Origin of the sequence: Microbacterium enclense (genome assembly GCF_004022425.1) — a bacterium.
GTDB lineage: Bacteria > Actinomycetota > Actinomycetes > Actinomycetales > Microbacteriaceae > Microbacterium > Microbacterium enclense_A.
Map to the genome: position 1 here is coordinate 74,823 of NZ_RBZY01000005.1, position 22,669 is coordinate 97,491.

The following is a 22,669-nucleotide window of genomic DNA, read 5'->3' on the forward strand; positions in this document are numbered from 1 at the left end:
AGCGAATGCTCGGTTGTGCATCGGTGCCCGCGGGGGCAGGCTGAGTGGGTTGTGTTCGAACCGGGGGGCCATGATGAACGACGACGACCGCGACATCCTGCTCACCGTCCACCGGTACCTGGAACACGTCCACCGGGTGGCGGCAGACGACAGCGCGCACCGGCGCACCGAGCTGGCCGACGTCATCTCCGCGCACCTGGGGGTGGATGCCACCACGGTCCCGATCACGACGGAATCCCTGCCGCTGCACCGATACGTCGACGCGGACATCGCGCTCGATGAGCTGTCGGCGCTCGGCGACGGCCGGGTGGTCGGCGTCACCGGAGGCGATCAGCGGTGGCACCTCTCGGCATCCGATCTGCTGTCCTCGTCGTACTCCCGGTTCGCACCCGGTCCCATCTCGTACGAGACGCGCGCGGTCGGGCCGGGCGCGGAGCGGCGCGTCGTCGCCTTCGGCGTGCGGCTGTTGACATTCGAGAGCCATCCCCTCGCGGTCGTGCAGCGCTCCACCTCGCCGAACGTCATGCCGCCCGCGGCGCGCCTGGAATTGCTGGGAGCGGATCCGGATGCCACGGGCGCTGCGCTCACCGAGATCCGACGGCTCATGGTCGAACGCAGCGTGCTGCGCGGCCAGGTGCTGTCGTTCGTGCCGACCGAGTACGGCTCGGAGGCGGGGGCGACGTTCCTCCCCCGCCCGTCCGTCGACGCGGACGAGGTCGTGCTCGGTGACGGGGTTCTGCAGACGGTCGTGGATCACGTCGTGGGTATCGGCGACCAGCGCGACGTGCTGCGAGCCGCGGGACAGCACCTCACGCGCGGCGTTCTCCTCTACGGTCCGCCCGGCACCGGCAAGACGCTGACGGTGCGCCACCTGCTCTCGCGCACCCCGGGGACCACCGCCGTGGTGCTGACGGGATCGAGCGTACGATTCGTCACGGCGGCCGCCGAGATCGCGCGCACCTTCGCTCCGGCGCTCGTCGTGCTCGAAGACATCGACCTCGTCGCCGCCGATCGCGCCTACTCTCCGCAGCCCGTGCTGTTCGACGTGCTCGACGCCCTCGACGGCCTGGAGTCGGATGCCGATATCGCCTTCGTCATGACGACCAACCACGTGCAGATCCTCGAGGAAGCTCTCGCCGCCCGCCCCGGCCGCGTCGACCTCGGTGTCGAGATCGCCCTGCCGGACGCCGGCGCCCGCCGGCGCCTGTTCCGGCACTACGCAGGCACGCTGCCGTTCTCGTCCGAGGCACTGGATGCCGCGGCGGACCGGGCCGAGGGCACGACCGGCTCGTTCGCGAAGGAGCTCATCCGCCGCGCCGTTCTGAGCGCGGCGCTGCGCGGCGACGACGTCCCTGCCGACGACGACCTCGCGGCCGCGCTCGACGACCTCCTGTCGTCCGGGGCGGCGTTGACCCGGCTGCTCCTGGGCGGCAAGGAGTCTTTTTCTTCTATCTGAGTAGGATCCCGCTTGCCATATCTTCGAACGCATGTTCGTATATGAGGATGAGATGGCAGGGACAGAAGCTCGGCGTCGATGACACGGCGGCGCTCCCCGGCATGGAGCGCCGGGACGGCCTCGTCCGCACGGTCACCACCCCGGAGTTCGCCGGGATGACCTTCCACGAGGTGCTCGCCAAGACCGCACTGAACCGCGTGCCCGGCGCGTCCGCGATGCCCTTCGACTGGACGGTGAACCCGTACCGGGGCTGCAGTCATGCGTGTAGCTATTGCCTCTCACCCGACACGCTGATCATGGCCGCAGACGGGCGGCATGTGCCGCTCGCGGAGGTGAAGGTCGGTGATGAGATCCTCGGCACGGCGCCGCAGGGCGCTTATCGACGGTTCGTGCGCACCCGGGTCGTCGCGAAATGGCCGACGCGGAAGCGGGCGTACCGTGTGGCCCTGGCCGATGGCACCGAGATCATCGCGAGCGCCGACCATCGCTTCCTCACCGAGAGAGGATGGAAGTTCGTCCGCGGCGCGATGCACGGCGCCGGCCAGCGCGCCTATCTGACGACGTCGAACCGCCTGCAGGGATTCGGGCTCGGCGCCCCCGTGGCGCACCCCGCGGAGAGCGAGGATCGCAAGCGCGGCTACCTCACCGGCATGATCCGCGGCGACGGCATGATCTTCCATCGCACGTACGACGACGGGCACCGGGTTCGGCGCATCCACCGATTCCGTCTCGCACTCGCCGACGCCGAGCCACTCGCGCTGACACGCACGTATCTCCAAGAGCAAGGTATCCCGACCAGTAACCGCCCCTTCGCGGTGCCCGCCGGCTATCGACCGATGACGGCTCTGCACACGGCGCGATCAGCCGACATCGCCCGGCTCGAGAAGCACATCACGGTCCCGGAGCAGATATCTTCGGAGTGGCTCGCGGGGTTCCTGGGCGGGGTCTTCGACGCGGAAGGATCGTGCTCCCGGGGGATCCTCCGAATCTCGAATGCGAACGTCGAACTCCTCGATCTGATCGAAGAAGGCTTCACTCACTTCGGCTTCGACGCGGTGCGTGAGAGCAAGCCGAGCTCCGATGTGTGCTCCGTGCGCCTGCGCGGTGGGCTGGCTGCGCGTCAGCGTTTCTTCCGTATCGCGCAGCCTGCCCTTACCCGCAAGCTCGACATCGTCGGCACCGCGGTCAAGACGAGCGCGGATCTTCGCGTCGTCGCGGTCGAGGATCTCGGATACGAGATCGACATGCTCGATATCACCACCGGCACCGGCGATTTCATCGCCAACGGCGTCATCAGCCACAACTGCTTCGCTCGCAAGACGCACGAGTACCTCGATCTCGACTCGGGGGCCGACTTCGATTCGCAGATCGTGGTGAAGATCAACGTCGCCGACGTACTGCGCGGCGAGCTGCGCCGCGGGTCGTGGGCGCGGGAGCCCGTGATGCTGGGGACGAACACCGACCCGTACCAGCGCGCGGAGGGACGCTACCGGCTGATGCCCGACATCATCGGAGCCCTCACCGAGAACCGCACGCCGTTCTCGATCCTGACCAAGGGCACGCTGCTGCGGCGTGACCTGCCGCTCCTCACCGACGCGGCGAAAGAGGTCCGCGTGACGCTCGCGATGTCGATCGCGGTGTTCGACGACGCGCTCCAGCGCTCGCTCGAACCGGGCACCCCGACCGCCGAGGCGCGACTCGACACGGTGCGCGCCGCCACCGACGCGGGGTTCCGCGTGACGGTCTTCCTCATGCCGATCCTCCCGCACCTGACCGACTCGGTCGCCGCCCTGGATCACGCTCTCGGGCGCATCCGGGCCGCGGGTGCGGCGCGAGTCGTCTACGGGGCCCTGCACCTGCGCCCCGGCGCCAAGGAGTGGTTTCTGCAGTGGCTCGAGCGCGAGCATCCGGAACTCTTGTCGTCGTACCGTGGCCTCTACCCCGGCGTTTCCGTGACGGCCCCGCAGGCGTACCGACGCTGGCTCGGAAAGCGCGTCCAGCCGCTGCTGCGGATGCACCGTCTCGACGGCTGGGACGAGGACGACCACCCGCGCGGCCGACCACAGCCCGGACTCGCCGCCCGAACCGCGACCGCGCCGCGGCTCGGGCCCGTGCGGACGACCGGGTCTCCGGCATCCCCTCGTCCCTCCGTCGCACCGGCGAGCGAACCCACCCTGTTCTGAGAACGCGAACGCCCCGCCCGCACGTGGCGGACGGGGCGCTCGACGGGGCTCAGGACGTGACGTCGGAGAGCTGACGACCCGCCAGCTCCTCGAGCACGTCGTCGCCGAGCTGCGTCTCCTCGAACGGCGCCTCGATCTCCGCACGGTCCAGCAGCTCGGTCATGCGACGACGGCGCTGGCGCGTGATGAGCGTCACCACGGTGCCGCTCCGACCGGCGCGACCGGTGCGACCCGAGCGGTGCAGGTAGGTCTTGTACTCGTCGGGAGCGTCAGCCTGGATGACCAGGTCGATGTCATCGACGTGGATGCCACGCGCTGCGACGTCGGTCGCGACGAGGACGTTGACCCGGCCCGAGGTGAGCTTCTCGAGGTTGCGGGTGCGCTTCTGCTGGTTGAGATCACCGTGCAGCGCGACCGCGGCGATACCCGCCTCGTCGAACTGCTCGGCGAGCATCTCGGCGTAGGCACGGGTCCGGGCGAAGACGAGCGTCTTGCCCTCGCGATCGACGAGCGAGCCGAGGATCTCGGCCTTGTCGCGGTGGTCGATGACGAGCACGCGGTGATCGATCGTGCTCGAATCCTGGTCTTCGCCGGCGACCTCGTACACCGCCGGGTCGACGAGGAACTCGTCGACGAGCGCGGCGACCTCGCGGTCGAGCGTGGCGGAGAACAGCAGCTTCTGGCTACCGTCCGCCGTCGCACGGAGGATGCGCTGCACCGGCTCGAGGAATCCGAGCTCGCACATGTGGTCGGCCTCGTCGAGGACCGCGACGCTTACGTCGGACAAGTCGAGCTTGCCCTGGTTGAGCAGGTCCTCGATGCGGCCGGGCGTACCGATGACGATGTCGACGCCCTTCTTGAGCGCACCGACCTGCCGCGCCTGCGGCACACCGCCGTACACCTGCGTGGTGAACAGCCCGACGCTGCGCGCGATCACCTGAACGGTGCGGTCGATCTGCAGCGCGAGCTCGCGCGTCGGCGCGAGGATGAGCGCCTTCGGCGCACGGCCGAACTCGCGGCGCTGGCCCGCCTGGGCCCGCAGGATGCTCTCCACGAGCGGGGCACCGAACGCGATGGTCTTGCCCGAGCCGGTGCGGCCGCGGGCGAGGACGTCGCGGCCCTCGAGGATCGGGGCGACCGTCGCGGCCTGGATCGGGAAGGGGCTCGCCGCACCCAGACCGGCGAGGGCGCGCACGATGTTGTCACCGAGACCCAGGTCGGCGAAGCCGGCGCCGGTCACGGTCGCCGCATCCACGGCTTCGGCCTGCAGGCGCTCGTGCACGACGTCGACGCGCTGCTCGTGCTCGGCCGAACGCTTCGGGGTGGCGTTCCAGTCGGCGCGGTTCGGGCCGTCGGTGCGACGGGGACGGTCGTCGCGGCGCGGACGGTCGTCGAAGGAGCGGGCGGGGCGGTCGCTGCGGTCGAACGAACGCGCGGGACGGTCGTCGAACGAGCGAGCGGGGCGGTCGCTGCGGTCGAACGAGCGCGTGGGGCGATCGTCGCGCGCCGGACGGTCGAACGAACGAGCGGGACGGTCGCTCCGGTCGAACGAACGCGCCGGACGGTCGTCGAACGAGCGAGCGGGGCGGTCGCTGCGGTCGAACGAACGCGCGGGGCGATCGTCGCGCGCCGGACGGTCGAACGACCGCGCGGGACGGTCGTTGCGGTCGAACGAGCGAGCCGGACGGTCGTCGCGATCGAAGGAACGAGCAGGGCGGCCGTCACGTGCGGGACGGTCGCTCCTGTCGAAGGAGCGCGCGGGACGCTCGTTACGGTCGAACGAGCGAGCCGGACTGTCGTCACGCGCCGGACGGTCGCTCCGGTCGAACGACCGCGCGGGACGCTCGTTACGGTCGAACGAGCGAGCCGGACGGTCGTCACGCGCCGGACGGTCGCTCCGGTCGAAGGAGCGGGCGGGGCGATCGTTCCGGTCGAACGAACGCGCGGGGCGGTCGCTCCGGTCGAAGGAGCGGGCCGGACGCTCGTCGCGGCCGCGGGGCGCGGCATCCCGCTCGGGGCGGGCGTAGCGGTCGTCGCGGGCCTGGCTGCGGATGCCGCGGGCCTCGTCCCGACCGACGCGGTCCTGCGCGGTCCACCGACGCTTCGCCGGGGCGGCGTCGGCCTCGGGGGCGCGGTAGCCGCGGTGGGTGGGGCTCTTGCTGCCGGGCTTGGCCGCAGCGGCACCGTCGGGGCGGCGCTTGCGATCCTGGAACGAGGTGGTCGCGCCGTAGCGCGGCTCGAAGTTCTTCGCGGCGCGGCCGCCGGCGGGCTTCTTGTTCTTGGGCATGGGGTGTCCTTCTGGGTTCTGTTCGCGCGAAACAGCGGCACCGCACGGCGGTGCAACCCGGACATCCGTCGGCCGGGGGCCATTCACTAGTGATGGTCGAGCACGCGATCGCGTTCTCTCCATCGGCCCCTTGGACTCACAAACCCATCCGCACACGGTGCGGGGTCCAGAGCCGACCCGTCAACGCTACAGGTCGCCCCTGGGAATGGCATCCATGTCCCACCTCGCTACCGGAACAGGGGATGCCACCAGAACAGGCCGATCCCGCCCGAATCGCCCTGTCTCCGGCACACGGCCTGTTCTCGGCGCGCACCCGCCACCCTGACCGAAGATGGAGGCATGGCAGACACCGACGCCCACCCCATCACGGTGGCGATCGAGCGGCGCATCGACCCGACGCGCACCGCCGAAGCAACCTCCTGGATGCAGGCCGGCACCGACCTCGCAACCGCCTTCCCCGGCTTCCTCGGCTCGGGCTGGGTGCGCGCGGGGGAAGACAGCGACCTCTGGTACATGCTGTACCGCTTCCGCGACCTCACCACGCTCGAAGGGTGGGAGACATCGCCGCAGCGGCAGTGGTGGCTCGACTCCGCACGGCCCTTCGCTCGCGAGGAGCGGGTCGAGCGCCGCACGGGTATCGAGGGCTGGTTCGACGCCTCCCTCGGCTCGGTCCTCGAGCCCACGGATGCCACGACCCCGCCGGTGCAGCCGCCCGTGCCGTCCGCGCCGCCCCGGTGGAAGCAGGCCGTGACCATCTGGGTCGGCTTCTTCCCCACGAACCTCCTCGCCAGCTGGCTGCTGGGGTTCGTTCCGGGCTTCGCAGAGATACCGCTCGCGCTCCGCGTGCTGGCGACGACCGCGCTGCTCACGCCGGTGATGACCTACGCGGTGCTTCCGTGGGTCACACGTCTGCTGCGACCCTGGTTGCAGCGTCCGCCCCGCTCCCGAAAGGCCTCCTCATGACCGCCGACCCCACCGGCCGCCGCTTCCACCTCCGCGGCCCCCGCTCCTCCGCCGAGATCGCGCAGGTGGGTGCCGCCCTGCGGGCCCTCACGGTCGACGGCGTCGATCTGGTGCCGCGCTACGCCGACGACGTCCCGACTCCCGCGGCATCCGGTGTCGTGCTGGTGCCCTGGCCCAACCGCATCCGCGACGGGAAGTACACCTTCGACGGCGTGGAACGGCAACTCGCCATCAGCGAGCCGGCGTTCGGCAACGCCAGCCACGGGCTCCTCCGGTTCGCCTCCTACGCGGCCGCCGAGGTCTCCGACGAGCGACTGACCCTGACGGCCGATGTCGTGCCGCAGACGGGCTACCCGTTTCACCTGCGCACGCGCGTGACCTTCGCCCTCCTCGACGACGGCCTGCACGTCACCCACGTCATCGAGAACGTTGGCGCCGACACCGCGCCGGTGGCGCTCGGCATCCATCCCTACCTGCAGATCGGCGGAGTCGCCACCGCCGACCTCGTCGTGCACTCGACGGGGACCTCGACGCTCGTCCTCGACGACCGCAAACTGCCGATCGACGAGGTCCCCGTCGGCGACGCCACCGACCTGCGTGCGGGTCGGCGCATCGGCGACGTCTCCCTCGACAACGCCTACCGCGGCCTGGACCGGGATGCCGAGGGCCGAGCGCGGCACACCCTGACGGCCCCCGATGGTCGCTGTGTAGAGGTGTGGCAGGACGCCGGTTTCGAATGGGTGCAGGTGTTCACCACCGATCGCTACCCGGGACACCCGATCGCGGTCGCGATCGAACCCATGACGGCACCGTCCAACGCGTTCGCGACCGGCCTCGATCTCACTCGGCTGGAGCCGGGGCGCGAAATGCGTCGCGACTGGGGCATTTCTTACCGCGAATGAGGGTCTTGTCCCCCAAATGGGGGACAACAGATTTCCCTTACGATCTGGGGAATTCGCAGGCAAGACCTTTCCTATGAGGCCGCCGGGAAAGTTACCATTTCCCTGACGGATTCCGTCGCCGCCGGGGAGACCGAGGACCATCGTTCCCTCGGCTCAAACCCGAATGAGCCGACGGGGGCTGGGGGTCTCGCGGTGTGGGGGGACGCCCGAACCGTCCACGACGAAAGTGCCCAAAATGAGCATTGCGGTCCGTCCCGCCGTCCCTTCCGCCACCCTCCCCCATCTTGCGCGGCGCCTCACCCGTCGCTTCGACGAGATCCCCACGATGCACCTCGCCGGCGCCGTGCTCGTCGTGCTGGTCGGCGGCATCCTGGCCTCGATCCTGACAACGAGCGACCCGCTGTGGTGGCAGCTGCACTTCAGCCAGCTCGGCACGTTCGGCGACCTGTCGGCCGCGTTCTTCAACACCACGCTCAAGGTCGGCGGCTCGCTCGTCGTCGTCTTCGCCGTGCGCGTGCGCCGCGATCTGCGGCGACTCGGGCGCAGCGCCGGGCGTCGGGGCGCGGCGACGTCGGCCGCATTCTTCCTCACGGTGATCGGCGTCAATCTCGCCCTCGTGGGGTGCGTTCCGCTCAACACCGACAAGGACCTCCATGACAAGGTCGCCGGGATGATGGTCCTCGGTTTCGCAGCGCTCCTTCTGACCTCGCCGTTCCTGCTGCACCGTCTGCCGAAGCGTCTCATGATCTCGACGGCCGCCGTGTTCGTCTTCCTGTTCGCCGGCGCCTGGCTGTTCGTCACGGCCACGATCAACCTCGCGCTCTTCGAGGTCATCGCGTTCAGCGCGATGTTCGCGTGGTCCGGCATCTTCACCCACTGCCTCACCGGTGCCGGTACGCGCGCCGGCACGGCCGCCCCGCGCCCGGAGGCCGATCGCGTCGACGCGATCGCGGCCACCACCTCGCCGGCCGTCTCGGTCCCCGTCACCCTGGCGTCCCTCGCGCAGACCCCGTCGCGTCGCACCCGTGCCGGTATCGCCCGCGTGAGCGTCGCCGGTGCGCGCCTCCCCCGCGTCGTCGCTCTCCGGCGCCATCCCGCGATCGTCAGTGGCGCTCGCGGAGTTCTCGTCGGCTCGTCGGGTGCTCGTGCGTCGTCGATTCCCCCGCGTCTGCGCCGGGCGTCGACGTCACCGCGCGCCGGGCGACCCGCCGCTCCCGCGCTCCCTCGACGAGGTTGTACAGCGTCGGCAGCACGAGCAGGGTCAGGAACGTCGACGACACGAGTCCGCCGATCACCACGACGGCCAGCGGCTGCGAGATGAAGCCGCCGTGCCCGGTGATCCCCAGCGCCATCGGCACGAGCGCGAAGATCGCCGACAGCGCGGTCATCAGGATCGGCCGAAGTCGGCGTGAGCCACCGACGACGGTCGCGTCGAACACGCTGAGTCCGCGCTCGCGGTACTGATTCACCAGGTCGATCAGGACGATGGCGTTCGTGACGACGATGCCCACCAGCATCAGCGCGCCGATCATGCCGGCCACACCGAGGGGCACGCCGGTGACGAGCAGCATCAGGATGGCGCCCGTCGCGGCGAACGGCACCGACACGAGCAGCTCCAGCGGCTGGCGCAGCGACTTGAAGGTCGCCACCATGACGACGTAGACGATCAGGATCGCGGCGAGCAGCGCGAGTCCGAGCTGTCCGAACGCGTCCTGCTGATCGGTCACGACGCCGCCGAGCTCCGCGGTCGCGCCGTCGGGGAGGGTGACGTCTTCGAGCGCCTCTCGGACGCTGGTCGACGAGCTGCTGAGGTCGTCGGTCGTCGGCGTCACCGTGACGGTGGCCGTGCGAAGCCCCCGCGCCGTCGTGATGCTCGGCGGCGTCTGACTGGTTTCGACGGTGGCGATCTCGTCGAGACGGACGAGGCCACCGGCCGACGGGATCTCCAGCGCTCGGAGGGTGTCGATCGTCGTCGGCGGGTCGTCGGATGCGATGTACACGCTGACGCCACGACCGTCGATCTCGACGGTGCCCGCCTGGCGCGGCTGCATCGCGCCCGAGACGAGCACCCCGACGGTGCGCTCGGAGAGTCCGCGCTCCGCGGCGGCATCCCGATCGACGCGGACCGAGACGAAGGGGAGCGAGGCCGAGAGACTGCTCGTGACCTGGCCGATGCCCTCTCGACCTTCCAGTCCCGAGACGACGGCCTCCGTCGCCTCCTGCAGGTCTTGACCATCGGCGGCGGTCACGTCGACGGTGATGTCGCTCGAACCGAAGCCACTGCCCTGCGCACTGACCTCGATCTCGCCGGCGTCGGCGATCTCGGATACGGCGGTGCGCACGCGTTCGCGCAGGTCGACCTGGTCGGCACCCTCTTCCGAGGTGATGGAGTACGTGATCCCCGAGCCGCCGCCCGAGAACGCGTCACGCAGGGCGGAACCGCTCGACCCGATCGAGGTCTGCACCGTCTCCACGCCGGGGATGTCCCGCAGAACCGCCTCCACGCGCTGCGCGGCGGCGTCCTCGGCCTCCAGACTCGGCGCCGAGCCGATGCTCTGCGAGACGGTGAACGTGTTCTGGCCCGAGTCGCCGAGGAAGTCGGTCTTGAGCAGCGGAACGGATGCCACGGTCCCCGCGAGCACCAGCACGGCGAGGCCGAGGGTCACCCACGAGTGCCGCAGGGTCCAGCGGAGGATCGGGACGTAGGCGTTCTGCAGACGGGAGTGCGGCGCGTCCGGCGACTCGGGGTCGACGGGGGTGCCGTCTGCATCCAGGATCACCTTCCCGGGCCGCAGGAACCACGACGCCAGCACCGGCACGATCGTCAGCGAGACCAGCAGCGACGCTCCCAACGCGATCGTGACGGTGAGAGAGAAGGGTCGGAACAGCTCTCCGGTGACGTCGCCGACGAAGGCGATCGGCAGGAACACCGCGACGGAGGTGATCGTGGAGGCCGTGATGGCGGCAGCGACTTCGCGAACGGCGCGGATGATCGTGGGGATCTTCTCGGCGTCGCCGACGTAGTGGCGCTTGATGTTCTCGATCACGACGATCGAGTCGTCGACGACGCGTCCGATCGCGATGGTCAGGGCGCCCAGGGTCAGGACGTTCAAGGAGTAGCCGAACGCTTGCAGGCCGATGAACGTGGCGAGGACGCTGGTCGGGATCGATATGGCGGTGACGAGAGTCGAGCGCACCGACACGAGGAAGATGAGGATCACCACGACGGCGAATACCAACCCCAGCAGACCCTCCTGGGCGAGCGCCTCGATCGACTGCTCGACGAACGGCGCCTGGTCGAACACCACGGTGAACGTCGCACCGCCGAGCGAGGACTCGAGGTCGGGGATCGCAGCCAGCACGGCGCGCGACACGTCGACGGTGTTGGCCGCGGGGAGCTTGGTCACCGCGATCGTCAGGGCCGGTTCGCCGTTCACGCGCGAGAGCGTCGTCACGGGATCGGACTGCTGCGCGACGCTCGCGACGTCGGCGATGGTCGTGACACCGGCCGCGGCTTGAGCGGCATCCGTCGAAACGAGCGGCAGTGCCGAGATCTCGTCGACGCTCGTCAGACGCGCGCCCGTCTGCACCGTGAGCGTCTGAACGCCCTCGGAGACGGTGCCGCCGGGGAACAGCACGCCGTTGGCCTCGAGTGCGTCGCTGATGTCCTGCTGGCTGAACCCGCGCTCGCCGAGCCGGGTCGGGTCGGGGGTGATGGTGACACGCTGGCCGGTACCGCCGACCACCTGGGCTGCGTTGACTCCATCGACGTCCTCGAGCGCGGGGACGACGACGGTCTCGAGCGTCGACTGGATCGTCTCGGCGTCGGAATACCCGGTAACCGCGAGCTGGATGACGGGGAAGTCGTCGATGCTCGCGGATGCCACGGTCGTGTCGGTCGACTCGGGCAGTTGGTCGTCGATGCGGGCGATCGCGGCGAGGATCTTCTGCTGGGCGGCGGCCAGGTCGGTGCCGTACGTGAACGACGCCGAGACGATCGAGGAGTTCGTCGTGCTCGTGGCCGTCGTGGACTCCAAGCCCTCGACGCCGCGGATGGCGCCCTCGATCGGGGTCGACACGTCGGCCTCGACGACCTCGGGCGAAGCCCCGGGGTACGTCGTGATGACCGCGAGCTGAGGGAACTCGATCGAGGGGATCAGCTCCTGCTTGAGGCTCGTCAGCGCGAGGCCCCCGAAGACGGCGGCGACGATCGTGACGAGCGCGATGAGCGCCCGGTTGCGCAGGCTGAGCACGGCCAAGTACGACACGCGGAGGCCCTTCGGGTCGGCCGAGAACGGATGCCAGGAGCACCTGTTCGATACAGGACTGTATCGACGGCTAGTATCCCACGGCCGCCCCGCCGGCGAGGCCGGTCAGGCGGCGTGACCGAGGGTGAGACCGAGAACGGCGGCAAGCACGGAGCCGGCGAACGAGGCGACGGCATAGGTGGCCGCGGCACGCGTGCGACCCTCTTCCGCGAGCAGCGCGGTCGTCACCGCGACGGCGCTGAAGGTCGTGTAGCCGCCGAGCAGTCCCGTGCCGACGATCCACCGCCAGGCCTCGTCGACCACGAGCGGCGTGACGAGCCCCAGCGCGAACGCCCCCGTGAGGTTCACCGCGAGGATCCCCCACGGGAACCGCTCGCCGGTTCGGCCTCGCACCGCGGAATCGAGGGCGAAACGCAGAGCGGCGCCGAGGCCCCCGGCGGCGACCACGGCGGCGAAGACCAGGGGCGTCACGATGCCCGCCGCCCGCGTCCGATCAGCACGCCGAGCCACGCCGCGAACGTCCCCACCACGACGGTCGCGGCCCCCCACCACAGGAGGGTCAGGTCGGCGGATTCGACGGCGAGCGCACTGTACGTGGTGAAGCCGCCGAGCACTCCGGTCCCGAAGAACAGTTGCGCGCGCTCCGCCCGGGTGGACCGCGGCATCCGCGCCCGGATTCCGAAGAGGATGCCGATCGCGAACGCGCCCGTGACATTGACGATCGGAATGAGGGCCGGGCCGAGGACGCCCGCGAGAGCGAGAGTCAGTCCGGCGCGGGCTGCGGTGCCGAGCGCACCGCCGACGGCGACCGAGACGAGATCGCGCCAGGACACCACGCGAACACCCTACGCCGCCCCGGGGGCGGGGCCGTGGCCCGTCGCAGCGTCCGGCGCAACCCCGTGGCCGCATCGCCGACGACCGGCCGACAATCGGCGCGGCCCCGACGGAGGAGGACGCATGCTCAGTCGAAGAATCACCGGCTCCCTGGCCGCGAGTCTCGCGCTCCTGCTGGCGGGGTGCGGCATCCAGATCCCCGCCGACCCGGACGGGACCCTCGAGCACGTGCGGGGCGGGACCCTCCGCGCCGGGGTGTCGCCGAACGGAGAGTGGGCACGCGTCGAGGAGGGCGGGGTCGCGGGAACCGACGTTGAGCGGCTGCGGGCGTTCGCCGCCTCCCTCGATGCGGACGTGGAGTTCACCGTCGGGTCGGAGGAGGCTCTCGTGCGGACGCTGAAGGACGGCGACCTGGACGTCGTCGCCGCCGGGATCACGGACACCACCCCGTGGACGACGGATGCCGGGGTCACCCGCCCCTATGCCGAGGCGATGCTGCCGGACGGCTCGAACGCGTCCATCGTCATGCTCGTCCCGCTCGGCGAGAACGCCTTCCTTTCCCGGCTCGAGACGTTCCTGGTCGAGGAGGACGCGCGATGAAGGTCGAAGGCGTCAGCTTCGGGCGCACGCCGCTTCCCGCTCGACAGGCCGATGCCCTGCGGCGGGCGGCACGCCTGGAGTGGATCTCGATCGGGACGCTCGTGATCACGGCGACGTCCGTCTTCCTCGTCCTCGGATCTTCGCAGGCGATGCGTGCGGCATGGTTCGAGGACCTCCTGTCGTTCATCCCCCCGATCGTCTTCCTCGTGGCCATCCGTGTCGTGCGCACGCGCCCGAGCCCGCGGCATCCGTACGGACGACACCGCTCGGTGGGCGTTGGGCACCTCGTCGCGGCCGTCGCGCTCACGGCGATGGGCGGCGTCCTCGTGGTCGAGTCCGGTCTGAGTCTTCTGCGCGCCGAACACCCCACGATCGGGACGGTCGCGCTGTTCGGTCACAGTGTGTGGCTGGGCTGGCTGATGATCATCGTCATGGCCGTAACGGGCGTCCCGCCCGTGATCCTGGGGCGCATGAAGATGGGGCTCGCGCGGGAACTGCACGACAAGGTGCTCTACGCCGATGCCGACATGAACAAGGCCGATTGGATGACGTCGCTCGGCACGATCGTCGGGGTCCTGGGAATCGGGCTCGGGGTGTGGTGGATGGATGCCACGGCCGCCCTGCTCATCGCGGGGAGCATCGTGCACGACGGCATCCGGAACCTGATCGCCGCCGTCAGCGACCTCATGGACGCACGCGCCATGTCGTTCGACGATCGCCTGCCTCACCCGCTCGTCGACCGCATCGATCGACTTCTCGCCGACCTCGACAGGGTACGGGATGCCGGCAGCCGCGCACGTGACGAGGGCCACGTCTTCCACATCGAGGCGTTCGTGGTCCCTCACGACGGCACTGTGACCCTCGCTCAGCTGGACGCCGCGCGCGAAGCGTGCGTCGCCCTCGACTGGAAGGTGCAGGACATCGTGGTGGTGCCGGTTCCGGAGCTCCCCGGCGTCGTGACCTGAGGTCACTCCCCCAGGATGAGGCGGCGGATCGCGGCATCCTTGGATCCGCCGAGCTCCATCGTGCGACCGCGACGATAGAGCGAGAACACACGCGGGTCGATGTAGCTCGAGCGCGCGACGGACGGGGTGTTGCCGAGCGCCTCGGCCGCTACGCGCACCGCCGCGAGCTCGACCTTCTTGCGCTCGTTCTTCGTCGCAGCCACTCCGGCGCCGGCGAGAGCTTCGGCCGCCAGGATCGTGCCGCGGAGAGTGCGGAAGTCCTTCGCGCTGAAGGGGCCGCCGGTGAGCGCGCGCACGTAGGCGTTCACGTCACCGGGGGTGAGGGGGACGCGACGGCGGCCGCGACGGTAGCTCAGCAGGGCCGCGCGCGAGCGCCCCTTCGCGAGCTCTTCGACGATGGATGCCAACTCCACATCCTGCAGCGACAGCTCCGCGCGTTTTCCGCTCTTGGCGGGGAACGACAGGCGGATCAGATCGCCCTCGACCGTGGCATCCCTGCGTTGGAGGGTCGTGAGCCCGCGACTGCCGTTCGTCACGAAGTAGCGCGCGTTGCCCACGCGGGGCGCCACCTGATCGAGCAGGCGGAAGGACACCGCCAGCACCCGTTCACGGTCGACGTCCGACCGCCGCAGCGACTGCGTGACCCGCGCCCGGGCCCGGGGCAGCGCCTCGGCGAGCTGCAGCGCGCGGGCGTACTTGCCCTTGTCCTGACGCTTGGACCAGTCGGCGTGGTACGTGTACTGGCGACGGCCGGCCTCGTCGGTGCCGACGGCTTGGATGTGGGCGTTGGGTTCCCGCGCGATCCAGACCTCGCGCCACGCCGGCGGGATGACGAGTCCACGGGCACGATCGGCTTCGCGCTCCGGCACGGACGCACCGGTGGGGTCGACGAAGCGGAAGCCAGAACCGGAGCGGACCCGACGGAAGCCGGGATCCTCGTACGGTCGGACCCGGACGAGTCGAGCCACCGTCAGTGAGTGCGGAGCATGTCGATCAGCTCCGCCTTCTTCTTGCCCGAGTACCCGGTGATGCCGAGTTCCTTCGCGCGCTTCTTCAGTTCTGCGACCGTGCGGTCCTCGTAGTCGTCGGCACGGCCACCGCGGGCACCGACCTTGCCGCGCCCCTGTGCAGCGGCGGCGTTCGAGATCCGAGCGGCCTTCTCCTTCGAGTCGCCCTGCTTTCGAAGCTCCTCGTACAGTTCGGGGTCCTTCAGACTGTTCGATCCTCGCCCCTGGGGCATGGCTGGCTCCTTCCGCCGATTGCCCCCGACGGTACGACCCCCCGCCGCCGGAACGCGGCGGGGTTGACACTGAGAGGAAGAGCTATCCCGTCAAGGCTTCGCGGGAACTACCAGCCAATTTCCAGAAACGTCAACCCCCTGCCGCGATCGGCGCGGGATGAGAGCGTGGAATTCAACCACTCGCCGGTTGCCGCGTCCAGCGGAGACAGCAAGGAGCCCCCCATGAACATCTTCCTCATCATCATCATCGTCGCCGCGATCGTCATCGCGATCGTCAGCGGACTGAGCCAGGCGGCCAGCTTCCTGCTGTGGATCGCCATCATCGTCGGCCTCATCGCCCTCATCGTGCTGCTGTTCCGCTTGATCAGCGGCCGTAAAGCGGTCTGACCCCCGAAGAGAGGCTGCCGCGTTTCGGGTACGCGGCGGTCTCTCATCCCTCCGCGGGTACGCCCGCCCCGGATGCCACGTCCCTCCCCCACGGACGTGGCATTCGGCGTTTCCGAGGTTCTCGTGGACCCACTTCACTTGCTCTGGTCGAACGGACACGCTGCGAACGCTCCCCAGCGTGTGGCCTCGTCGAGATCACGTGAACTGGACGGATACCGGCAGCCGGGGGCACCGAACGCCGACCGACGTCGAGTCTTGACGGGAACGCGATATATCGCGATAGTGGGAGCAACGCGATATATCGTGAGTGAGGAGAGATCGCCATGGAGAAATGGATCGTCCACCCGGGCGAAACGCGCGTCATCGACGTCGACGGGCTGCGCGAACTGAAGATCGGTCTCGTAGGAGGCCAGGTCGACGTCATCGCCCACGACGACCCGGGCACCCGCATCGAGGTGCACGGCGTCACCGTCAAAGACCTCCGCATCGAGATGACCGACGGCCGACTCGAGATCGACCACCCGCAGCTGCGGTGGGACAACTTCCTCGAGGTGTTCCGCAACTTCGGCGCCGGCGGCCCCAAGGCCGAAGTGAGTGTCGCCGTGCCCCGCACCGTCGCTCTGACGCTCGGTGTCGTGAGCGCGAGCGCTCTCGTGTCGGGTCTGCGGACGGATGCCAAGCTCAACACCGTCTCGGGCGACATCATCGTCGACGGATTCGTCGGCGATGTGAGCCTCAACGCCGTGTCCGGCGACGTGCAGGTGCGCGAACTGCAGGGGGCGCTCACCGCCAACAGCGTCTCGGGCGACATCACGGCCACGGGCGCGGTCACCAAAGCCTCCATCGACACCGTCTCGGGGGCGATGCTCGTCGACTCGACCGGGACCGTGCAGTCGATCGGACTGAACTCCGTCAACGGCGCCGTCACGATCCGCCTCGACCGTGGACTGCCCGCGAACTACGTCGCCCGTTCCGTCAGCGGACGCGTGCAGATCGACGGGCACGTGCGCTCGGGATCGGGCCCCACCAACTACACCGGATCGACCGGCACCCTCGCCGGATCCTTCGTCGACGTGCGCGCCAACACCGTCTCGGGTGAGATCACGGTGCTCCGTCGCGGCGCGTCGGGCCTGCGTCCCGACGAGCTCGCCGGAGAGGAGGAGTGGTGATGAGCCCCGTCTTCTCGCACGGCGACCTCCGCCTGTACATCCTGAGTCTGCTCGCCGAGGCACCCCGCCACGGGTACGACCTCATTCAGGCCCTCACCGAGCGCACCGGCGGCACCTACTCGCCGTCGGCCGGCACGATCTATCCGCGCTTGGCGAAGCTCGAAGAGGAGGGGCTGGTCACCAAGACCGTCGACGGACGCAAGACCGTCTACGAGATCACCGACGCCGGCCGCGCCGAGGTCGATGCTCGTGAGGGCGACCTCGAAGGCATCCAGGCGGGCCTGGCCGACAGCGTCCGCCTCATCGCCGACGAGGTCCGCGGGAGCGTCCGGGATGCCATGCGCAGCCTGCGCGCCGATCTCGCCGCCGCCTCCCGCGACGAGCGCGAACACGCGCGACACGCTCCCGCCGACGACTCCCGCGCTCTCAGCCGCGAGCATCTGCACCGCGCGGATGCCGCGATCACCGAGTTCCGCGGACGCGTCCGGGCGGAACTCCGCTCGCACGTGGCGCGCGGCGGCGAGTTGTCGGCATCGGGAGTGGATGCCATCGAGTCGGCGCTGCAGCAGGCGTCCGAGGCCGTCACCCGCGCGATGCGGGGCTGACGCTCAGTCCCAGACGAGTTCCTCGTCGGCCGCGAGCGGCTCACCCAGCGGAACCACCAGCACCGGACGGCGCTGCCGGTGGGTGAGCCGGGCCGCGACCGAGCCGGTGAGGAACTCGCGCAACGACTCGCCCAGCCCGCGCTTGCGGGTCCCGACGACCAGCAGCGACGCGTCCAGCTCGTCCGCGAGGTGGATCAACGCGAGGGCGGGATCGCCGATGACCTGGCGCACCGACCACGTCACGCCCGCATCGGCGAGCGCGGTGTCCGCCGCCGCCTGCACCTCGGCGAGCGCGGCCTGCGCCGCCGCGCCGACCACATCCACCGTGGACGGGTTCACGTATCCGTCGGGATCCTCGAAGGCGACGAACCGCGTCGTGTCGACGTGCGCGATCACGAGGTCCGTCCCCGCCATCGCCGCCTGCCGGGCGGCGGCTCGCAGGACACGCGGCGACTGCCCCGGCACGACTCCCGCGATCACGGCACCGGCGTGTTTCGCGGTGGGGGTGTCGTCTGCCATGGTGGCTCCTCTGCTGCCGGGTGCGGGCCTCTGCCGACCGGCGGCAGGCTGGGCCAGAAGGCACCGTGATATCCTGGCTGTTACTCTTACCGGCTCGGTCCGGAACCGCAATACGCAGGGCCACAGCGCGGCCCTCGACGTCGATCGTGAGGGGGTCTCGCATGGGGCGTGGCCGTCAGAAGGCGAAGAACACCAAGATCGCCCGTGAGCTGAAGTACGACACCTACTCGGTGAACTACTCCGCTCTCGAGCGCGAACTCGGTGCACCCGAAACGGGTGAAGACGCGTACGTCGACAAGTGGGCCGACCAGTACGCCGACGAGTACGAAGACGAGAAGGCGTAGCCGCTCGTCACCACGCTCGACCGTGGCGGCGTTCCCACGCCCCCTCGATCGTTTCCGAGCGCGCCACGACGATCGCCGCGGGCACCACGGCCGCGATGACACCGCCGAGGACGAGCAGTCCGGCGTTCCATCCGCCGGTCGCCTCGTGGCTGACGCCGATCGCCAACGGCACCAGGGCCGCCAGCGCGTAGCCGAGGCTCTGCACGAAGCCGCTGAGGGCCACGGCCGTCTCGTGCGACCGCGTCCGTAGGCCGAAGAGCACCAGCACCATCGGGAACATCAGCGGCGGCAGGCCGATCAGGACCACCCACAGCACGGTCGCAGCGTTCGGGGCGAACAGCAGCCCGGCGACACCGACGAGGCCGCCGGCCACCGCGACGGCGTAGAACGGTGTGGTTCGGCGCAGGCGCGCGACGAGCAGCGGAACGACGAGCGACACCGGCAGGCCCATGAACGAGAACAGGGCCAAGAGGCTTCCCGCCGTCGCCGGGTCGACGCCCGCGGTGTCGATGAGGATCGTCGGCATCCAGGCGAACATGCCGTACGCGACCGAGGAGTTCACCGCGAACGTGAGGACGAGCGCCCACGCCTGCGGCACGCGTACCACGCGGGAGATCACCGAGGCGCGCGGCTCCTCCACGATGTCGTCGCGTCCCGCGCGCGCTCTCAGTGCCGTCACGATCCAGGGGAGGACAGCCGCACCGGCGACGAACGCCCACACGGCGAACGACCCGCGCCAGCCGACCGCGTCCGACAGAGGCACCGCCACCAGCGGGGGCGTGAAGGTCGCGACCGCCATCGTCGTCGTGTAGACCGTCGTCATCAGTCCCACGCGCTCGGGGAAGTACTTCTTCACGACCGCCGGGATCAGCACGTTGGCGACACCGACCGCCGCGAAGACCCCCGCCGTGGCGGCCAGCAGAGTCCAGGCATCTACCGCCACGACCCGCAGGCCCAGCGCTGCCGCGGCCGCCACCGCGGCGATGAGGACGAGACGCTCGAGTCCGACCCGCCGCTCGATGGCCGGGGTGACGACCGCCGACAGCGCGAAGGCCACGGGCGGCGCCATGCCGATCAGGCCCACCACCGCCGCCGGCAGGGCGAAGTCGCGCGAGATGACGGTCAGCAGCGGAGACAGCGACGCCACGGCGATGCGCAGCGTCAAAGCGAGCAGCACGATGGCCGCCGCGGCCCACGCGACCGTTCCCGCGCGGCGGGGCGTCAAGACTCCTGGCTGCCCTCGACCCAGGCGAGGTACTCCTCCGACACGGTGCCGGTGACGTACCGGCCGTCGAAACAGCTCATGTCGAGGTCGACGAGGTCGGTGCCCTCCATGATCGCGGCCTTGAGATCGTCGACCTCCTGGTAGACCAGGTAGTCGCAGCCGAGTTCCTCGGCGATCTGCGGGATGGTCCGACCGTGGGCGACGAGCTCCTGACGCGACGGCATGTTGATGCCGTACACGTGCGGGTACCGTACCGGCGGCGCCGCCGAGGCGAACGTCACGCTCTTCGCGCCGGCATCTCGAGCCATCTGGATGATCTCGCGACTCGTGGTGCCGCGCACGATCGAGTCGTCGATCAGCAGGACGTTCTTGCCCTGGAACTCGGTCGACATCGCGTTGAGCTTCTGACGCACGCTCTTCTTGCGAATCGCCTGCCCGGGCATGATGAAGGTCCGGCCGACGTAGCGGTTCTTGTAGAACCCCTCGCGGTACTCGATGCCGAGCTTGCGCGCGACCTGCATCGCGGCCGGGCGCGAGGAGTCGGGGATCGGCATGACCACGTCGATGGAACCCTGCGGGGTGTACTTCGCGATCGTGTCGGCCAGGCGCTCGCCCATGCGCAGGCGCGCCTCGTACACCGAGATGCCGTTCATCACCGAGTCGGGGCGGGCGAGGTACACGTACTCGAACGAACACGGCGCGAGCGTCGGATTCTCGGCGCACTGCTGCGCGTGGAGCGTGCCGTCGAGCGTCACGAACACGGCCTCACCGGGCTCGACGTCGCGGACGACCTCGAAGCCAGCGTTCTCGAGCACGAGAGACTCGGATGCCACGACCCACTCGTCGCGCGGCTGCCCACCGGGCACCACCGGTGCCGGGCGTTTGCCGAGGATGAGGGGACGGATGCCGAACGGGTCGCGGAACGCGAGAAGCCCGTAACCGGCGATGAGCGCGATCGAGGCGTACGACCCCTCGACGCGCTGGTGGACGCGGGCCACCGCCCGGAACACCTGGGCCGGGTCGAGGTCGGGGCCCGATATCTCGGACTGGAGCTCCGACCCGAGGATGTTGACCAGCAGCTCGGTGTCGGAGCTGGTGTTCAAGTGCCGGCGGTCTTTGTGGAACAGCTCGCTGGTGAGCTCGCGGGTGTTGGTGAGGTTGCCGTTGTGCACCAGGACGATGCCGTACGGAGCATTGACGTAGAAGGGCTGCGCCTCTTCCTCGCTGGATGCCGTGCCCTTCGTGGCGTAACGGACGTGGCCGAGCCCGATGTCGCCGAGCAGAGCGCGCATGTCACGCGTGCGGAACGCCTCGCGCACCTGCCCGCGGGCCTTGTGGATGTGGAAGACACCGCTCGACTCCGCCGTCGCGATGCCGGTGGAATCCTGGCCTCGGTGCTGGAGGAGGAGGAGCGCGTCGTAGATCTCCTGGTTGACCGAGCCCTGCCCGGCCATGCCGACGATGCCGCACATGGGGTGTTACTTCGCTCCGTTCGCCGGGAAGCCGGCAGCCGCGTACGTACCGACGAGGCGCACGGCGCCTCCGTCGACGCCCTTCGCTCCCTGCTCGAATTCTCCGTCGGGGCGCGCGTCGTCGCGTACCACCCCGACCTGCCAGGTCTCGATGCCGTCGGCCCGCAGCGCCGCGATCGCGGCATCCGCGACCTCCGGAGCGACGACCGCGAGGAAACCGATGCCGAGATTCCACGTGCCCTCTGTCGCGGTGAGGTCGAGGCCGCCCATGTCGGCCAGCACGCGGAACACCGGAGAGGGGCTCCACGTCGACCGATCGACGTCGACCCACGTGTGCGGGGGCAGCACGCGCGCGAGGTTCGCCGCGATCCCGCCGCCGGTGACGTGACTGAGCGAATGGATGCCGGCACCCACGGCCGCATCGTCGATCAGCCGGAGCAACGGCGAGGTGTAGAGACGCGTCGGTTCGAGCAACGCCTCGCCCCACGTGCCGCCGAGCTCGCCCGACGCCGCGCCGTACGCGATACCGCGGCCGGCGACGATGTGGCGGACGAGCGAGTAGCCGTTGGAGTGCAAGCCGCTGGAGGCCAGGGCCAGCACGACGTCGCCGCCGCGGACCCGGTCGGCACCGAGGACACGGTCGGCCTCGACGACACCCGTCGCCGCACCCGCGACGTCGTAGTCGTCGACGCCGAGGAGGCCCGGGTGCTCGGCCGTCTCGCCGCCGACCAGCGCCGTGCCGGTCAGGGCGCAGCCGCGTGCGATGCCCGCGACGATATCGGCGATGCGGGCCGGGACGACCTTGCCGCAGGCGATGTAGTCGGTCATGAAGAGCGGTCGGGCGCCCACCACGACGATGTCGTCGACGACCATGCCGACGAGGTCTTCGCCGATCGTGTCGTGCTTGTCGATCGCCTGCGCGATGGCGACCTTCGTGCCGACGCCGTCGGTGCTGGTCGCCAGCAGCGGGCGCGCGTAGTCGCGCAGCGCGGACGCGTCGAAGAGGCCGGCGAACCCGCCCACACCCCCGAGGACCTCGGGGCCGTGCGTTCGTTGGACGGCCGCCTTCATCAGTTCGACGGCGAGATCACCCGCGGCGGTGTCGACGCCGGCAGCGGAGTAGGGGTTTTCGTGGGGAGCAGAGGCCACCGCACCAGACTACCCGCACGTTCCGACACGCCTTCCGCCCGGGCGCGGCCGGGGGCAGGCCCGGGCGGGGGCGGCGGGGGCGGGCCCGGGCGGGGGCGGCC

At 70.0% G+C, this 22,669-nt stretch carries 20 protein-coding genes and 1 pseudogene; 11 read left to right on the forward strand and 10 right to left on the reverse strand.

What is annotated here, in order from left to right:
* Window positions 1-70: 70 nt before the first annotated feature.
* Together D8Y23_RS02370 and D8Y23_RS02375 are read left to right on the forward strand one after the other, a co-directional pair.
* Complete coding sequence (locus tag D8Y23_RS02370; protein ID WP_205796748.1) at window positions 71-1,456, forward strand: AAA family ATPase; 1,386 nt, start codon at window positions 71-73, stop codon at window positions 1,454-1,456.
* A gap of 47 nt (window positions 1,457-1,503) precedes the next feature.
* Window positions 1,504-3,639 carry an intein-containing Rv2578c family radical SAM protein gene (locus D8Y23_RS02375; protein ID WP_128216568.1) on the forward strand — a complete coding sequence of 712 codons (2,136 nt, stop codon included), beginning with the start codon at window positions 1,504-1,506 and terminating at the stop codon, window positions 3,637-3,639.
* Window positions 3,640-3,688: 49 nt separating this feature from the next.
* Here the strand turns inward: D8Y23_RS02375 and D8Y23_RS02380 are convergent, their stop codons facing one another.
* Complete coding sequence (locus D8Y23_RS02380; RefSeq protein WP_128216569.1) at window positions 3,689-5,926, reverse strand: DEAD/DEAH box helicase; 2,238 nt, start codon at window positions 5,924-5,926, stop codon at window positions 3,689-3,691.
* Between the two features lie 339 nt (window positions 5,927-6,265).
* Between D8Y23_RS02380 and D8Y23_RS02385 the strand changes: the two genes are divergently transcribed.
* The 3 genes and pseudogenes from D8Y23_RS02385 to D8Y23_RS17035 all read left to right on the forward strand — a co-directional run.
* Window positions 6,266-6,889: an antibiotic biosynthesis monooxygenase gene (locus D8Y23_RS02385; RefSeq protein ID WP_128216570.1), complete on the forward strand. Its 624-nt coding sequence runs from the start codon at window positions 6,266-6,268 to the stop codon at window positions 6,887-6,889.
* Window positions 6,886-7,791 carry an aldose 1-epimerase family protein gene (locus D8Y23_RS02390; RefSeq protein ID WP_128216571.1) on the forward strand — a complete coding sequence of 302 codons (906 nt, stop codon included), beginning with the start codon at window positions 6,886-6,888 and terminating at the stop codon, window positions 7,789-7,791. The genes D8Y23_RS02385 and D8Y23_RS02390 overlap by 4 nt, the downstream gene beginning before the upstream one ends.
* Window positions 7,792-8,116: 325 nt before the next feature.
* Window positions 8,117-8,650: pseudogene (locus tag D8Y23_RS17035) on the forward strand (DUF998 domain-containing protein); the annotation flags it as partial.
* Window positions 8,651-8,894: 244 nt separating this feature from the next.
* Here D8Y23_RS17035 and D8Y23_RS02400 read toward each other — a convergent pair.
* From D8Y23_RS02400 to D8Y23_RS02410, 3 genes are all read right to left on the reverse strand, one after another.
* Complete coding sequence (locus D8Y23_RS02400; protein ID WP_128216573.1) at window positions 8,895-12,059, reverse strand: efflux RND transporter permease subunit; 3,165 nt, start codon at window positions 12,057-12,059, stop codon at window positions 8,895-8,897.
* 105 nt (window positions 12,060-12,164) lie between these two features.
* Complete coding sequence (locus D8Y23_RS02405) at window positions 12,165-12,569, reverse strand: fluoride efflux transporter FluC (RefSeq protein WP_240663732.1); 405 nt, start codon at window positions 12,567-12,569, stop codon at window positions 12,165-12,167.
* The gene (locus D8Y23_RS02410) at window positions 12,527-12,895 is read right to left on the reverse strand and encodes a fluoride efflux transporter FluC (RefSeq protein ID WP_128216575.1); all 369 of its coding nucleotides are present in this window, start codon (window positions 12,893-12,895) and stop codon (window positions 12,527-12,529) included. The genes D8Y23_RS02405 and D8Y23_RS02410 overlap by 43 nt, the downstream gene beginning before the upstream one ends.
* 121 nt (window positions 12,896-13,016) lie before the next feature.
* On the opposite strand from D8Y23_RS02410, the gene D8Y23_RS02415 reads away from it, so the two are divergent.
* Both D8Y23_RS02415 and D8Y23_RS02420 read left to right on the forward strand, forming a co-directional pair.
* Complete coding sequence (locus tag D8Y23_RS02415) at window positions 13,017-13,493, forward strand: transporter substrate-binding domain-containing protein (RefSeq protein WP_164878113.1); 477 nt, start codon at window positions 13,017-13,019, stop codon at window positions 13,491-13,493.
* Window positions 13,490-14,458, forward strand: a complete 969-nt coding sequence (locus D8Y23_RS02420; RefSeq protein WP_128216576.1) for a cation diffusion facilitator family transporter — start codon at window positions 13,490-13,492, stop codon at window positions 14,456-14,458. The genes D8Y23_RS02415 and D8Y23_RS02420 overlap by 4 nt, the downstream gene beginning before the upstream one ends.
* A gap of 2 nt (window positions 14,459-14,460) precedes the next feature.
* On the opposite strand, the gene D8Y23_RS02425 is transcribed toward D8Y23_RS02420, so the two are convergent.
* Together D8Y23_RS02425 and D8Y23_RS02430 are read right to left on the reverse strand one after the other, a co-directional pair.
* Window positions 14,461-15,426 carry a DNA topoisomerase IB gene (locus tag D8Y23_RS02425; RefSeq protein WP_128216577.1) on the reverse strand — a complete coding sequence of 322 codons (966 nt, stop codon included), beginning with the start codon at window positions 15,424-15,426 and terminating at the stop codon, window positions 14,461-14,463.
* A 2-nt stretch (window positions 15,427-15,428) separates the two neighbouring features.
* Entirely contained in the window at window positions 15,429-15,698 is a 270-nt protein-coding gene (locus tag D8Y23_RS02430) for a DUF7218 family protein (RefSeq protein WP_128216578.1), read from the reverse strand.
* Between the two features lie 222 nt (window positions 15,699-15,920).
* On the opposite strand from D8Y23_RS02430, the gene D8Y23_RS16685 reads away from it, so the two are divergent.
* From D8Y23_RS16685 to D8Y23_RS02440, 3 genes are all read left to right on the forward strand, one after another.
* Entirely contained in the window at window positions 15,921-16,085 is a 165-nt protein-coding gene (locus D8Y23_RS16685; protein ID WP_164878114.1) for a hypothetical protein, read from the forward strand.
* A 317-nt stretch (window positions 16,086-16,402) separates the two neighbouring features.
* Window positions 16,403-17,254, forward strand: coding sequence for a DUF4097 family beta strand repeat-containing protein (locus tag D8Y23_RS02435; protein ID WP_128216579.1), 852 nt, complete (start codon window positions 16,403-16,405; stop codon window positions 17,252-17,254).
* Window positions 17,254-17,859, forward strand: coding sequence for a PadR family transcriptional regulator (locus tag D8Y23_RS02440; RefSeq protein ID WP_128216580.1), 606 nt, complete (start codon window positions 17,254-17,256; stop codon window positions 17,857-17,859). The genes D8Y23_RS02435 and D8Y23_RS02440 overlap by 1 nt, the downstream gene beginning before the upstream one ends.
* A gap of 3 nt (window positions 17,860-17,862) precedes the next feature.
* On the opposite strand, the gene D8Y23_RS02445 is transcribed toward D8Y23_RS02440, so the two are convergent.
* The gene (locus D8Y23_RS02445) at window positions 17,863-18,378 is read right to left on the reverse strand and encodes a universal stress protein (RefSeq protein ID WP_128216581.1); all 516 of its coding nucleotides are present in this window, start codon (window positions 18,376-18,378) and stop codon (window positions 17,863-17,865) included.
* A gap of 161 nt (window positions 18,379-18,539) precedes the next feature.
* Here D8Y23_RS02445 and D8Y23_RS02450 point away from each other — a divergent pair, with 161 nt between their 5' ends.
* Window positions 18,540-18,722 (forward strand): DUF3073 domain-containing protein, encoded by a 183-nt coding sequence (locus D8Y23_RS02450; RefSeq protein ID WP_076492157.1) that lies wholly within the window; start codon window positions 18,540-18,542, stop codon window positions 18,720-18,722.
* 7 nt (window positions 18,723-18,729) lie between these two features.
* Here the strand turns inward: D8Y23_RS02450 and D8Y23_RS02455 are convergent, their stop codons facing one another.
* Genes D8Y23_RS02455 through purM form a run of 3 tightly spaced genes read right to left on the reverse strand, consistent with a single transcriptional unit; the run spans window position 18,730 to window position 22,568 of the window.
* Complete coding sequence (locus D8Y23_RS02455) at window positions 18,730-19,947, reverse strand: MFS transporter (protein WP_128216582.1); 1,218 nt, start codon at window positions 19,945-19,947, stop codon at window positions 18,730-18,732.
* The gene (gene purF, locus D8Y23_RS02460) at window positions 19,944-21,419 is read right to left on the reverse strand and encodes an amidophosphoribosyltransferase (RefSeq protein ID WP_128216583.1); all 1,476 of its coding nucleotides are present in this window, start codon (window positions 21,417-21,419) and stop codon (window positions 19,944-19,946) included. Before purF ends, D8Y23_RS02455 begins: the two co-directional genes overlap by 4 nt.
* Before the next feature lie 6 nt (window positions 21,420-21,425).
* Window positions 21,426-22,568, reverse strand: coding sequence for a phosphoribosylformylglycinamidine cyclo-ligase (gene purM / locus D8Y23_RS02465; RefSeq protein WP_128216584.1), 1,143 nt, complete (start codon window positions 22,566-22,568; stop codon window positions 21,426-21,428).
* Between the last annotated feature and the right edge of the window lie 101 nt (window positions 22,569-22,669).

Coding starts and splice junctions, on each gene's coding strand:
- D8Y23_RS02370 (WP_205796748.1), top strand. CDS start 71: ATGATGAACGACGACGACCGCGACATCCTGCTCACCGTCCACCGGTAC.
- D8Y23_RS02375 (WP_128216568.1), top strand. CDS start 1,504: ATGAGATGGCAGGGACAGAAGCTCGGCGTCGATGACACGGCGGCGCTC.
- D8Y23_RS02380 (WP_128216569.1), bottom strand. CDS start 5,926: ATGCCCAAGAACAAGAAGCCCGCCGGCGGCCGCGCCGCGAAGAACTTC.
- D8Y23_RS02385 (WP_128216570.1), top strand. CDS start 6,266: ATGGCAGACACCGACGCCCACCCCATCACGGTGGCGATCGAGCGGCGC.
- D8Y23_RS02390 (WP_128216571.1), top strand. CDS start 6,886: ATGACCGCCGACCCCACCGGCCGCCGCTTCCACCTCCGCGGCCCCCGC.
- D8Y23_RS02415 (WP_164878113.1), top strand. CDS start 13,017: ATGCTCAGTCGAAGAATCACCGGCTCCCTGGCCGCGAGTCTCGCGCTC.
- D8Y23_RS02420 (WP_128216576.1), top strand. CDS start 13,490: ATGAAGGTCGAAGGCGTCAGCTTCGGGCGCACGCCGCTTCCCGCTCGA.
- D8Y23_RS02430 (WP_128216578.1), bottom strand. CDS start 15,698: ATGCCCCAGGGGCGAGGATCGAACAGTCTGAAGGACCCCGAACTGTAC.
- D8Y23_RS16685 (WP_164878114.1), top strand. CDS start 15,921: ATGAACATCTTCCTCATCATCATCATCGTCGCCGCGATCGTCATCGCG.
- D8Y23_RS02440 (WP_128216580.1), top strand. CDS start 17,254: ATGAGCCCCGTCTTCTCGCACGGCGACCTCCGCCTGTACATCCTGAGT.
- D8Y23_RS02445 (WP_128216581.1), bottom strand. CDS start 18,378: ATGGCAGACGACACCCCCACCGCGAAACACGCCGGTGCCGTGATCGCG.
- D8Y23_RS02450 (WP_076492157.1), top strand. CDS start 18,540: ATGGGGCGTGGCCGTCAGAAGGCGAAGAACACCAAGATCGCCCGTGAG.
- purF (WP_128216583.1), bottom strand. CDS start 21,419: ATGTGCGGCATCGTCGGCATGGCCGGGCAGGGCTCGGTCAACCAGGAG.